The organism is Anaerococcus sp., from assembly GCF_022770135.1.
In the GTDB taxonomy this organism is placed as follows: Bacteria; Bacillota; Clostridia; order Tissierellales; family Peptoniphilaceae; genus Anaerococcus.
The window spans coordinates 1-13720 of record NZ_JALEIL010000109.1; the positions used below are offsets into that span (position 1 = coordinate 1).

At 35.7% G+C, this 13720-nt stretch carries 14 protein-coding genes; 6 read left to right on the forward strand and 8 right to left on the reverse strand.

From position 1 onward, the window contains the following. Positions 1-377: 377 nt before the first annotated feature. Entirely contained in the window at positions 378-1130 is a 753-nt protein-coding gene (locus tag MRZ08_RS05685; RefSeq protein WP_297380340.1) for a metal-dependent hydrolase, read from the reverse strand. Positions 1131-1215: 85 nt separating this feature from the next. Between MRZ08_RS05685 and MRZ08_RS05690 the strand changes: the two genes are divergently transcribed. Next, positions 1216-1695, forward strand: coding sequence for an aminoacyl-tRNA deacylase (locus MRZ08_RS05690; protein ID WP_297380343.1), 480 nt, complete (start codon positions 1216-1218; stop codon positions 1693-1695). After that, positions 1692-2363 carry a hypothetical protein gene (locus MRZ08_RS05695; protein WP_297380345.1) on the forward strand — a complete coding sequence of 224 codons (672 nt, stop codon included), beginning with the start codon at positions 1692-1694 and terminating at the stop codon, positions 2361-2363. Before MRZ08_RS05690 ends, MRZ08_RS05695 begins: the two co-directional genes overlap by 4 nt. 439 nt (positions 2364-2802) lie before the next feature. On the opposite strand, the gene MRZ08_RS05700 is transcribed toward MRZ08_RS05695, so the two are convergent. From MRZ08_RS05700 to MRZ08_RS05730, 7 genes are all read right to left on the reverse strand, one after another. Next, positions 2803-4146 carry an acetyl-CoA hydrolase/transferase C-terminal domain-containing protein gene (locus MRZ08_RS05700; protein WP_297380348.1) on the reverse strand — a complete coding sequence of 448 codons (1344 nt, stop codon included), beginning with the start codon at positions 4144-4146 and terminating at the stop codon, positions 2803-2805. A gap of 177 nt (positions 4147-4323) precedes the next feature. Next, entirely contained in the window at positions 4324-5508 is a 1185-nt protein-coding gene (locus tag MRZ08_RS05705) for an acetyl-CoA C-acetyltransferase (protein ID WP_297380351.1), read from the reverse strand. Positions 5509-5551: 43 nt separating this feature from the next. Further along, positions 5552-6394, reverse strand: a complete 843-nt coding sequence (locus MRZ08_RS05710) for a 3-hydroxybutyryl-CoA dehydrogenase (protein WP_297380354.1) — start codon at positions 6392-6394, stop codon at positions 5552-5554. Between the two features lie 41 nt (positions 6395-6435). Further along, positions 6436-7215 (reverse strand): enoyl-CoA hydratase-related protein, encoded by a 780-nt coding sequence (locus MRZ08_RS05715; RefSeq protein WP_297380357.1) that lies wholly within the window; start codon positions 7213-7215, stop codon positions 6436-6438. Positions 7216-7358: 143 nt separating this feature from the next. Beyond that, positions 7359-8363 carry an electron transfer flavoprotein subunit alpha/FixB family protein gene (locus MRZ08_RS05720; protein ID WP_297380360.1) on the reverse strand — a complete coding sequence of 335 codons (1005 nt, stop codon included), beginning with the start codon at positions 8361-8363 and terminating at the stop codon, positions 7359-7361. Between the two features lie 9 nt (positions 8364-8372). Further along, complete coding sequence (locus MRZ08_RS05725; RefSeq protein ID WP_297380363.1) at positions 8373-9182, reverse strand: electron transfer flavoprotein subunit beta/FixA family protein; 810 nt, start codon at positions 9180-9182, stop codon at positions 8373-8375. A gap of 33 nt (positions 9183-9215) precedes the next feature. Continuing rightward, the gene (locus MRZ08_RS05730) at positions 9216-10355 is read right to left on the reverse strand and encodes an acyl-CoA dehydrogenase (protein WP_297380366.1); all 1140 of its coding nucleotides are present in this window, start codon (positions 10353-10355) and stop codon (positions 9216-9218) included. Positions 10356-10876: 521 nt separating this feature from the next. On the opposite strand from MRZ08_RS05730, the gene MRZ08_RS05735 reads away from it, so the two are divergent. The 4 genes from MRZ08_RS05735 to MRZ08_RS05750 all read left to right on the forward strand — a co-directional run. Continuing rightward, entirely contained in the window at positions 10877-12301 is a 1425-nt protein-coding gene (locus MRZ08_RS05735; protein WP_297380369.1) for an FAD-binding oxidoreductase, read from the forward strand. A 15-nt stretch (positions 12302-12316) separates the two neighbouring features. Next, entirely contained in the window at positions 12317-12664 is a 348-nt protein-coding gene (locus MRZ08_RS05740; protein WP_297380371.1) for a CidA/LrgA family protein, read from the forward strand. Next, entirely contained in the window at positions 12664-13356 is a 693-nt protein-coding gene (locus MRZ08_RS05745; protein ID WP_297380374.1) for an LrgB family protein, read from the forward strand. The genes MRZ08_RS05740 and MRZ08_RS05745 overlap by 1 nt, the downstream gene beginning before the upstream one ends. Positions 13357-13463: 107 nt before the next feature. Next, on the forward strand, positions 13464-13720 hold a 257-nt coding region (locus MRZ08_RS05750), incomplete at its 3' end, for a MerR family transcriptional regulator (RefSeq protein WP_297380377.1).

Sequence of the window (13720 nt, forward strand, 5' to 3'; positions counted from 1 at the left end):
CTTGGTTAAAGATTTCTACTATTTGCTTTTTAAAGTCTTCTTCGTAGTGTCTAGCCAATTTAAAATCCCCCCTATGTTTTCTTATTGTTTATTGTATCATACGTTCGATTTTAAACTGTACTATTTATTGTATCCATACCACAGCTAGTCCATACATATCCTAGCTTTTAAATTTTCCATTAAGAAAGCGAATTTACATACTCGCCTATATTTATCTTAAAACTCTTTAACCCAAGTAAATCTATTTGTAATAATTTATCAAAGAATAAAAGATGTTTCCATAATAAGTATTAATTCTTCCACCTAGGTGGATAATTTCCTTGTCTTAAATAAAGTATTATGGCTTATTATACCTCTTTCTTAGCTCAGCTACTATCTTATTCCCAATCATCCATGTCTATTTCAAATTCTTGATTATCCTCCTCGATTGACCTTACATCTGTAGGCTCATAAGAAAAATTTGTGGCAAAAGCCTTGCTCATTTCGAAGTCCTCATCGATATTTAGGGGGAAAAATATCTGTGGATCAAAGATTTCGATGAAGCTTTTTGGATAGGAGAAACTTTCTTCTCCCCCATCTGTTCTTATCGGGAAAAATCCTAAATCTATCTCTCCTTCTTCTTCAAATATTCCATAAAGATAATTTATACGATCGATACTTTCTTCTCCCTTATCAAAAAATATAGAATCTCCAGTGTAAAATATAGAAAAGTCAAAAATTTTTACAATAAAGCTTAGGCCAGATCCCCTGTATGAAAAACTTAATATTTCAATATCTTTATTTATTCTATAACTTTCTGATGAATTTACGAAAATCACATTCTTTTTCTTGTACAAGTTCTTAAGATTTTCTACTGAAAGCCCATCGTTATTTAGATAAATGACATTGCCCTCTCCCTTATCGTAGGCAATGTCTGAGGATAAGACATAGCTAAAATTATCCATATCAAAAAGCTTCAAAATCTCCTGAGTGTAGTGGCCATCTTTGTTGCTTGTGGCAAAAAATATTGTCTTTTTATCATCTGGAATATTGAGTATTCCATTACAATAATCGAAGACCAAAAGATATTCTCCAAGCTCCAAACTATAGCAATTTTCTCCTACATAATTTACTTTGATATCATCATACATAACAAACTCCCTTACTATCTTTAAAATATATACCCAATCTTGTCAATTATAAATTTATCGTATAATTATTTTGAAGGGAGCTAATATGAAAAAAGAAATTAAAACTAATGCTATGAGAATTTTAGACAATTTGAATATAGATTACGAGCACGTTGATTATGAGCTAGATGGAGACTTTACTTCTGCAGTAGATATAGCAGAAAAAACTCACGAGGATGTAGATATAGTCTATAAGACTCTTGCGACTATTTCTAAGGACAAGGAAGTCTTCGTCCTGGTAATACCAGCGGCAGATTCCATTGACTTCAAAAAGGCAGCGAGAGCCTGCGGAGTAAAGAGCCTTTCTATGCTCCACCTAAAAGACCTTAAGAAAACCGTTGGCTACGAGAGGGGAGCTACAACAGCGATTGCTATGAAAAAGGACTACCCTGTAGTACTAGACGAAAAAGCCAAAAATCACGAGATAATTAAGGTATCTGCTGGTAAAATCGGCCACGGCCTAAAGCTTAGACCTGATGATTTTATAAAGGCAACTAAGGGCAAATATGGGGATATTACCCAATGAAAATGATTAAAGTCTTAACTTCTGGAAATTTATCATATACTTATAATAATTCGTCCGATTTAAAGGATAAACTTGAAGAAGTTAGAGATGACAATGACTTAAGTGAAGTTAAGTTCCTGATTACTAGTGATAAGGATCATGAGAAGCTCGCGCTTTTTGTAATCCTTTCTCCCATTTTCCTAGCTTGTTTCGATTCATCGATCGAAGAACTAGAATTTTTTAAAGAGAAAATCTCAAAATCTAACTTCCCTTATGGCCTATATCCAGAATTTTTCCCCTTTGATGAGGATAAATACAGAAAATTTTATAAGGATAAGGAAATTAAAGAAGATATCTTCCTAAATGAAGAAGGCTTTATCGAATTTACTATAAATCCTATAGGGGATAAATACATATTAGCCTTGGCCTACTTAATAGAAAAACTTATAGAAGATGATAAAAATAGAAATAAACTTCTGACTTATTTTGATAAAATCAGAAACGATATTGTAATTAACGGCAGAAGGTCAATTCTTGCAAATGGTATTCAAGCTTTTTATCTATCGAAGTATGTATTGGTATGGATGATTGAAATTATGGATAAGCTTATGGATAAAGGAAAGAAAAGCGAAATTTACCTTAAGCCCCTATATGAGAGACTTACTAATCTGAAAACTTGCAATGAGTAAATTCATACTATAGTTATTATGAGAAATTTAATAAACTTATACTAATCTCCCCTGATCACAGGATGTCTTATAAGGCATTTTAGTTATTACTAACTTAAGTAAAGTTAAAACATTAAGTTATTAAAATAGAAATTTTATTATAATCGGAGGAATTTTAATTAATAAATTAGCTTTGTATATAGAAAAATTAAATCTAACTTGGTAAAACAAAAGGTTTAATAAGCTTAAAAGGGGCTGTTGCAAAACTATGAATAATCATCGTATCATCGTTAGAAGGTTCTCTTAGGAAATTTTACCTCTGCTGGCCGGTATGCCAATCGGAGCTTGCCGGCTCATGGAGGCGATTAGCCCGTCGGCTTATTGAGACTTTCCGTGGAGGTTCTTCTAACGATAATGGTACGATTTATTCATTCTGCAACTGCCCCTTTTTAAAATTATCTTACTTATTAGATTTTCTCCAAATTCCTAGTTTTTCTGCTTCTTTGATTAATTCATCTCTATTATCTGGGTGAGCTAGGCTAACTAGGGCTTCTGCTGCTTGCCAGGTTGATAGACCTTTGAAGTTTACTATACCTTGTTCTGTTGCAATGTAGTGGGTGTTGGATCTTACAGCTGTAGCTTGAGTACCAGGTTTGAAAGTTGGAACGATATTTGAAATTCTCTTACCTTCCTTGTTAACTCTAGAAGATTTGAGAGCAATAAATGATCTGCCGCCTTTAGATCTGTATGCTCCAAGTACAAAGTCAAGCGCTCCACCTGCTCCTGAAATGTGTCTACTTCCTGCAGATTCAGCTGAGATTTGTCCCCATAGGTCAACTTCAAGAACTGTGTTTATAGATACATAGTTATCGTGAGATGCTATTACATCAACATCGTTTACATATGACACTGGTGCTGCCATAAGCTCTTCGTTACCATCGATATAGTCATACATATCTTGGCTTCCTGCTGCAAAGGCATAGACTTGTCTACCAGGGTTTATATTTTTCTTCTTACCTGTAATTCTTCCAGCTTGAGCCATTTCCATGAAACTATCTACATACATCTCTGAGTGAACACCCAAATCCTTTAGGTCAGATTTAGCAATTTGACTACCTATAGCATTTGGCAAACCACCGATACCTAATTGTAGAGTATCCCCGTCTCTTAGATTATCTACAACATATTTAGCTACTTGGACTTCTTCTTCACCGAATTTTGCACTTGGTAGAGTTAACATATCATAGTTGCTTGATTCATATACATAATCTACATCTTTAATATTTATAAAATTTCTAAATCCACCGAGAGCAACTGGTACGTTTTTATTTACCTCGAGTACAACTTTATCTGAATTTTCAAAAGAAGTTAGGGCATGAGATGCGGATAGACCAAAGTTAAAGTTACCATGTTTATCCATTGGAGAAACTTGGATAACTGATACAGCTGCCTTATTTGCATTTTCAGCTATATATCTTTCTATTTCAGAGTATTTAATTGGAATAAAATAAGCGCCGTACTTATTGTTGTTGATTAGATTTCTTTCTGGACCTGTTGAGTGCCAAGAATGATAGATAAAATGTTCTCCTGTGCTGTCTGCTTGACCTATGTGAAGGTTATATGGAACAACTCCGCTTCTAATTTTTACATCTTTTAATTCGTCTACTCTTGCTGCAAGAGCCTTATCAAAGTCAACTGGTACTAGGGCTCCCCATCCCATTTCAACCCAGTCGCCGTCTTTTACAAGACCTGCTGCTTCTTTTACAGTTATTAGTTTATCTTGATACATTTTTTCAAAATCCATTTTAAACCCCTTTTTATATTAAAATCGTTTTCAATATATATTATACCCATAAATCTTTGTTTTATTCTCTACTTGATATTTATTATCAATCACTTTTATTTAATCTTTATTTTAATTTACAGGTGTTTTAGATAAAATAAGAGGGTGTAAGCCTACACCCTCCATCATTATTAATTCTTATCTTTCAACTACTACAGCAGTACCCATACCACCACCTATACATAGGGTTGCGATACCTTTTTTAGAATCTCTCTTTTGCATTTCGTAAAGAAGTGTTGTAAGGATTCTTGCTCCACTTGCTCCAACAGGGTGTCCAAGAGCTAATGCACCACCGTTTACGTTAACTATATCTGTATTTAATCCAAGTTCTTTAATTACAGATAGAGCTTGAGCAGCGAATGCTTCATTAGCTTCGATTAAGTCGATATCTTCAAGTTTTAGATCAGCTTTTTCTAGTGCTTTTCTAACTGTTGGGATTGGGCCTGTACCCATGATAGCTGGATCAACACCTTCTGTAGCGTAGCTTACGATTGTAGCAAGTGGCTTAACGCCTAATTCTTTTGCTTTTTCTTCGCTCATTACTACTAGTGCTGCAGAACCATCGTTAAGACCTGATGCGTTAGCTGCTGTTACACTACCACCGTCTCTCTTGAATGCTGGTTTAAGTTTAGAAATACCTTCAGCTGTTACGCCTTCTCTGATGTGTTCATCTGTATCAACAACAGTTAAATTACCTTTTCTATCTTTAACTTCTACTGGAACTATTTCGTCTTTGAATTTGCCTTCTGCTCTTGCTTTTTCAGCTCTATTTTGGCTCATTGCAGCAAGTTCGTCTTGCTCTTCTCTTGTGAGTCCGTATTTTTCAGCTATATTTTCTGCAGTCATACCCATGTGATAGTTGTTGAATGCATCCCAAAGACCGTCTTTGATCATTTCGTCTACAGCCTTCTTATCGCCCATTCTAGCTCCCCATCTTTCGTTTTGAAGTAGATATGGTGCATTTGACATTGATTCTGTACCACCAGCTACAACTATGTCAGAATCTCCTGCCATAATCATTTGAGCTGCTAGAGATACACTTCTAAGTCCTGAACCACAAACAATGTTAAGTGTCATTGCTGGTTTTTCTTTAGGGATTCCTGCTCCGATAGAAATTTGTCTAGCTACGTTTTGTCCAAGACCTGCTTGAAGTACGCAACCAAATACCATTTCATCTACATCTTCTGGTTTGATTCCTGCTCTTTCAATTGCTCCCTTAACTGCTGTTATTCCTAAATCTTGAGCACTAACTGATTTTAATGCTCCGCCGTATGATCCTATTGGTGTTCTTGCTGCACTTGCTATTACTACTTTTCTAGTCATTTTATCTCCTTTTATTTTTTGAATCTATACTTCTCTTGTTTGTTTATTTGCTGTAATCGTAGAAACCTTTACCAGTTTTTCTTCCGAGGTCTCCTGCTCTAACCATTTGTTTTAGTAGTGGGTTTGGTCTGTATTTGCTATCACCAAATTCATTGTATAGAACTTCCATGATTGCAAGACATGTATCAAGGCCTATAAGATCTCCTAAAGCTAGAGGTCCCATTGGGTGGTTTGCACCAAGTTTCATTCCCTTGTCGATATCTTCTACACTTGCAAGTCCGTCAGCTAGAACACCGATTCCTTCGTTGATCATTGGGATTAGAAGTCTGTTTACAACAAATCCTGGACCTTCTTTAACTTCGATTGGGTCTTTGCCAAATTCTTTAGCAAGTTCTATGATAGTGTTGTTTGTTTCGTCACTTGTGTGTAATCCTCTAATTACTTCTACAAGTTTCATAACTGGTACTGGGTTAAAGAAGTGCATTCCAATAACTTTATCTGCTCTACCTGTTGAAGCAGCAATATCTGTTATTGATAGAGAAGATGTGTTTGATGCAAGTATTGCGTCTTCTTTTACAACTTCGTCTAGTTCTTTGAAGATTTCTTTTTTAAGTTTTGGATTTTCTGTTGCAGCTTCAATAACTACATCACAGTCAGCCAAATCTTTAATTTCTGTTGTGTAAGAAATGTTAGCGATTGCTTTGTCTTTTTCTTCTTCTGTCATTCTTTCCTTAGAAACTTGCTTGCTGTAATCTTTTTCTATTCTAGCTTTTGCTTTTTCTAAGAATTCATCTTTGATATCTCTTACTACTACTTCGTGATATTTTGCGGCAACTTCAACAATTCCGCCACCCATTATACCTGAACCTATTACTCCAATTTTCATAATTACTCCTTTATTTTTCTCTCTACTTTATAGTTACCCGATTATTTATTTTTAAACTCAGCTTTTTCTTTGTTTAAGAAAGCGTTCATTCCTGCTTTTTGATCTTCTGTAGCAAATGAAAGACCAAATAGGTTTTCTTCAATCTTTATAGCTGAATCTATATCAACTTGTCCGCCAACGTTTATTGCTTCTTTTGCAAGTCTTACTGCAACAGGTCCGTTAGAAGCTACTTTTGAAGCAAGTTTTGCTACTCTTTCTTCTAGTTCTTCAGCAGGAACTACTTCTTGAACAAGACCGATTTCTAAAGCCTTGTCAGCCTTAATGTTTGATGATGTATATATTAGATATTTTGCATATCCTGGTCCTACTAATCTTTGTAGTCTTTGTGTTCCACCAAAGCCTGGTAGGATTCCAAGTCCTGTTTCTGGTTGGCCGAAAAGAGCCTTATCGCTTGCGATTCTAAAATCACAGCTCATAGCAAGTTCGCATCCACCACCAAGAGCAAAGCCGTTAACTGCTGCTATTGTTGGAATTTCTAAGCTTTCTAGCTTTCTAAATACTGCTAGCCCCTTCTTACCGAAAGCTTTTCCTTCTAGTGGAGAAAGTGTTGACATTTCCTTGATATCTGCTCCTGCAACGAAGCTTCTTCCCTCACCTGTTACTATTAGAGCTCTAAGATCTTTGTTTTCTTTGATTTCACATAAAACTTTATCAAGTTCGTCAAGAACTTCTGAGTTTAGAGCGTTAAGAGCTTTTGGTCTGTTGATTGTAAGCTTCCCTATAAAGCCATCAACTTCGTACTTGATTGTGTTATATTCCATAATCGCCTCCTATTTAGCAATAAATTATTACTAAGTCTTTATTTTATGATATTTTTTTATCAATTAGCTTTAATAGTTAGCTGCTTATAATCTGATGTTTATTCAACTATCATCTTCTAAGCAGCTACTATCCTACAAGCTAACTAGTTAGCTTTTCTTTCTTTAATTAATTCTGTTAGTTTTGGAACTACTTCAAATAAGTCCCCAACAATACCATAGTCAGCAATATCAAATATTGGTGCATCTGGGTCTTTGTTTATAGCTATGATTGTATCACTTGCTCCGATACCAGCCAAGTGTTGGATAGCTCCAGAGATACCTACAGCTATATATACTTTTGGTCCAACAGTCTTTCCTGATTGTCCAACTTGGTGAGAGTGAGAAATCCAACCAGCATCTACTGCAGCACGTGATGAACCTACTGTACCGTCTAAGGCTTCTGCCAATTCTTCGATTAACTTGAAGTTTGCAGGATCAGCAAGTCCACGTCCACCTGATACGATGTATTCTGCACCAGCAAGATCTACTTCTTCTCCTTCATCTCTTGGAATAAAGTCTAAGATTTTTGTTCTAATTTCTCCGTCGTATTTGATTTCTTCAGAGATTTCTTCTATTTCGTCTTTTGCTCCAACTTCTTCTTTAGAGAACACTCCTGGACGTACTGTACCCATTTGTGGTCTAGAATCAGGACAAAGGATTTGTGCCATTAGGTTACCACCAAAGGCAGGTCTTGTCCATTTTACGTTTCCTGTTTCAAAGTCAACGTCAAGTTCTGTACAATCTGCTGTAAGTCCTGTGCCAAGTCTTGAAGAAATTCTTGGACCTAGGTCACGTCCTACGTTTGTAGCTCCGATTAGGATTACATTTGGATTGTGTTTTTCAACAAGTTTACATACAGCATTTGTGTATATATCTGTGTTGTATTGTTTATATTCTTCGCCTTCTACTGTAATTACGCCGTCAACGCCGTATTTTTTAACTTCTTCTTTTGCATCATCAGCATTTGCACCGATAATTACTGCATATAATTTTTCCTTAAGTACATCAGCCATTTTTCTGCCTGGATTTAGTAATTCTAATCCAACATTTAAGGCTTTTCCTTCTTCATTTGTTTCTACTATTACCCAAAGGTTTTTACAATCTGTCATACTTCCCCCTTAAATAAGCTTTTGATCTACTAAAGCTTCCATTAACTTAGTTGCAGCTTCGTCAGCTTCCATATCTTCAAACATAACCGCAATTTTTGTTCTGTCTGGAGCATAAGATTTATTAACTCTAGTTGGAGATCCCTTAAGACCGATTTTTGTCTTGTCAATGGTAGCTTCTAAGTCATCGAATGTGATTTGTCCGATTTCAGCTTTTTTAGCTTTAAGTTTGTTTTTGATTTTTGGATATCTAAGCTCTTCGTCACCATATTTTGTAAATGTGATTAGGGCTGGAAGTACACATTGTACGTTTTGAGCTCCGCCTTCTACCTCTTGTAATACTTTGATTCCTTCGTCATTTAGCTCTGCTGTGTAAGCACGTGTAACTTGAGGAAGTCCAAGGTGTTCTGCAAGTTCTGGTCCTACTTGTGCTGTATCTCCGTCGATTGCTTGGAGACCACAGTAAACTAGGTCAGGTTCGCCTTCTTTTTCTGCTACTGCCTTGATAGCGTTAGCTAGAATGTAAGATGTAGCAAGTGTATCAGATCCACCAAATTTTCTATCTGTTACAAGGTACGCCTTATCAGCTCCAACTGCTAGACAATCTCTTAGCATTGCTTCTGCTTGTCCTGGTCCCATAGATATTACTACGATGTTTATATCAGGATCATTGTCTTTAAGTCTTAGAGCTTGTTCAAGAGCAAATGCATCGTAAGTATTAAGGATGCTTGGAACGCCCTTTCTAATAAGTGTATTTGTTATAGGATCTATTTTGATCTCATTAGTGTCTGGAACTTGTTTCGCACATACGAAAATATTCATATATCCCCCTTTTATTCTAAGTAACTATCGATCTTATTTATTTAATAATGCGCCAGATACAACCATTAACATTACTTCTGAAGTACCTTCATAGATTTCTGTTATTTTTGCATCTCTCATCATTCTTTCAACTTCGTATTCTTTGATGTAGCCGTAACCACCTAGTAGTTGAACTGCTTTTGTTGTAACATCCATAGCAACTCTTGATGCTTTAAGTTTTGCTTCTGCTGCTGCCACTGTGTAGCTTTCGCCAGCGTCTTTAAGTGTTGCTGCTTTGTAAACTAGGTGACGAGCAGATTCAATGTCAATTGCCATTTCTGCAAGTTTGAATTGTGTATTTTGGAATTTAGCTAGAGGTCTTCCAAATTGGTTTCTTTCTTTAACGTATTTAACTGCCTTATCAAGAGCACCTTCAGCTATACCTAAGGCTTGAGCTGCAATACCAATTCTACCACCGTCTAGTGTTTGCATTGCGTATTTAAAGCCCTTGCCTTCTTCGCCAAGTAGGTTTTCTTTTGGAACTTTACAATCTCTAAAGATTAATTCCATTGTTGATGAACCCTTGATACCCATCTTATCTTCTACCGTACCAAAGTCGAATCCTTCCATTCCCTTTTCTACGATAAATGCAGAGATTCCTCTAGTTCCTTGTTCTTTATCAGTCATTGCAAATACAACATAAGTATCAGCATAACCTGCGTTTGTTATAAATATCTTTGATCCGTTAAGTACGTAGTGATCTCCATCAAGTTTTGCAACTGTCTTTTGTCCTGATGCGTCTGTTCCTGCATCTGGTTCTGTAAGTGCAAAGGCACCAAGTTTTTCACCTGAAGCAAGTGGTGTTAGGTATTTTTCTTTTTGTTCTTCGCTACCGAATTTGTTTATACAGTCAGCACCTAGTGATGTATGAGCTGAAACGATAACTCCTGTTGTTGCGCATGCTTTAGAAAGCTCTTCTACGCAAAGAACATATGTAAGTGTGTCAAGGCCGATTCCACCGTATTCTTCATCGAAAGGAATTCCGAAAAATCCTAGCTCTTGCATTTTTGCTACGTTATCTTCTGGGAACATGTGTTTTTCGTCTACTTCTATTGCGAGTGGTGCAACTTCTTTTTGAGCGAAGTCTCTGAACATGTCTCTCATTTCTAATTGTTCTTCAGTTAACTTATACATAATCTCTCCTTATAAAACTTTCGTAGATAATATATCAAAATTGATATATTCTTAACTAATTCTTATGTTATTATATTAACAATGTTAACGACAAATGTCAAGCTCTTTTTTAAGTTTTTACAAAATTTTAATATAGATTTTATAAAAACCTAAGTCCATGAAATTTATTTTCCTTATATATATAAACATTTTCCTTATCTAAGTACATAAAATAATGATTTATTAGTTAAATAAGTATATTTATACAATATTAAAGCATATTTTCATAGATATCAGCTTATTTCTATCTTCATTAACCATGATATCACAAAAAACAATTATGTCAATCGTTTACAGAGATATTTGTATTGTTTTCCTATTAAAAAACCTTATAGCGGTATAATGTTTAATTTCCAACGATGGTAGATTTTAAAGTCTTAAAAATTTTTTTGAAAACATTTTTACAAAATCAAAATCTTGTGATATAATCTAAGCATAAATATTAAATGATATTTATTACATATTATTTATAGGAGGTTCAAATGAATAATTATAACGCAATATCAGATGATATTATCCAACAAATCAAAGATGCTGTTTCTGGCAAAGTTTATGTTGGTGATGAGGTAAACGAAGACTTCTTCCATGACGAGATGCCTATCTATGGTGATGGATATCCAGACTGTCTAGTAGATGCAACATCAAAAGAAGATGTAGCAGCAGTAATGAAAATCTGTAACGAAAACAAAGTTCCTGTTATAGCAAGAGGAGCTGGTACAGGACTAACGGGTGCTGGTGTTGCTATCAAAAAGGGTGTAATGATTAACATGCAAACCATGAACAAAATCATTGAATATGATGTTGATAACATGGTAGTTAGAGTTCAACCTGGTGTTTTACTAAACGATTTGGCTGAAGATTGTCTATCAAAAGGCTACCTATACCCACCTGATCCAGGTGAAAAATTCGCAACTCTAGGCGGAAACGTTGCAACTAACGCTGGTGGTATGCGTGCTGTTAAATATGGTACAACAAGAGATTATGTAAGAGCTATGGAAGTTGTTCTTCCTAATGGAGAAATTACTAACTTTGGTGCTGTAATTTCTAAATCATCAACAGGTTATTCACTTAAAGATCTTATGATTGGCTCTGAAGGTACTCTAGGGATCATAACAGAGCTAACCTTAAAAATAGTTCCAGCTCCAAAGACAACTATTTCATTAATAGTTCCATTTGAAGACTTAAACAGCTGTATAGCAACTGTTCCAAAACTATTCCAAGCTAACCTTAACCCACAAGCTATCGAATTTATGGAAAGAAAGATAGTTCTTGCTTCTGAAAAATACATCGGAAAAGAAACTTTCCCTAAGAATATCGAAGGCACAGATGTAAATGCTTACCTACTTATCACATTTGATGGTGATGATGAAGACGGTATTTACGATACAATGGAAAGAGCTGCAGAAGTTCTTACAGATAATGGAGCAATCGACGTATTAGTAGCTGATACTCCAGCACAACTTAAAGAAGCATGGGCTGCAAGAAGTTCATTCCTTGAAGCAATCGAATCACAATACGAACTCCTTGACGAATGTGACGTTGTAGTTCCTATAACAAAGATTGCAGAATATGTAGAATTTGTAAATGAAACTGCAGAAGAATATATGTTTGACGTACAAAGCTTCGGACACGCAGGAGACGGAAACTTACACATCTATACACTTTCTAACGAAAGCGACAAGCTTGACCAATTCAAGGACGAAGTACATGAATTCATGCTTATAATCTACAAGAAAGCCTACGACCTCGGTGGTAAACTATCAGGTGAGCACGGAGTAGGTTCTGGTAAGCTTAAATATCTAAAGGAATTTGAAGGAAACTTAAACACAGGAATAATGAGAGGAATCAAGAAAGTATTTGACCCTAATATGATTCTTAACCCAGATAAGGTTATAGGACTAGAATAAAATTAAGGAGTAGCAATGAATTATCTAAAAGAGTTTGTAATTCTTTGCGTATGTTTATTCCTAGGTGTCATCACTAGACACTTCATCAACTTCCCTATACCTGAGGCTGTATATGGTATGATCTACCTCTTTATAGCCCTTAACTTTAAAATATTAAAGCCTGAGGACGTACAAAAGACTTCAGATGGTATCTTACACAATTTAGCCTTCCTTTTCGTTCCAGTTGGCGTTGGTATAATGGCAAATTACGATGTTATCCAAGGTAAAATTGCCAAACTCTTAATTATCACTGCCATAGGAACAGCTTTGACAATGGCCGTAACAGGTATCGTTGTTCAATTACTACAAAGGAGGAAGAAATAATGTTTGATAACTCATATTTCGGTATAATCCTATCATTTGCTGCCTATGAAATAGGAAAATGGATAAATAGCAAAGTAAAAAAACCACTTGCCAATCCCCTCCTCATAGCAATCCTTCTAATTATAGGATTTCTTGCAGTAACTGGCATACCTTATGAAAGTTACAAAAAGGGCGGAGATTTCATAGCATTTTTCATCGCTCCTGCTACTGTTGCGATGATTTTGGACCTATACGCAAACCTTGACTCCCTAAAGGCTAACCTAGTTCCTATCTTAGTCGGAGTCCTAATAGGTTCGATTTTCTCAATGCTTTTGGCTATAATCTTGTCAAAAGTAGTTGGATTTGATGAACAGATGATTACATCTCTAGTTCCTCAATCAATCACAACAGCTATAGCTATATCACTTACTGATGAATACCAAGGTATCGTAGCCCTCACTGCTATGATAGTTGTATTTAGGGGTGTAATAGGAGCTGCTATGGCACCAAGCATCCTAAAAATATGCAAAATAAAAGACCCTGTTGCCCAAGGTGTTGCAATAGGAACCGCAAGCCACGCTGTTGGAACTAGCCAAGCTAGACAAATCGGCAAGATCCAAGGCGCTATGAGCGGACTTTCAATAGCTGTCGCAGGTATCATAACTGTATTGCTTATGCCGCTTGCTATGTCTGTTGTAAACTTAATAGCATAAGATAAAAACTGTCAGTATTATCTGGCAGTTTTTTATGTATAATATTTGCTTTTATGATATAATATCTGTAATTCATAAAATAAAATTGGCAAAAGGAGGTGGCCTTAGTGCAAGATCACTATACTATCGGTAAAGTCTCAAAAATGTGCAATATTCCCAAAGAAACCTTGAGATATTACGATAAAATAGGACTATTTTGCCCTGATTACAGAGATAATGAAACAGGCTACAGATATTACAGCAAGGAAAGTCTAAAGACCCTTCTCATCCTAAGACGACTTAGAAATTTAGGTTTTTCTATAGAGGCCCTCAAAAACAGTTTGGACGTAAACTCTCTAGACAATTTGGAAAATCTAATAGAAGA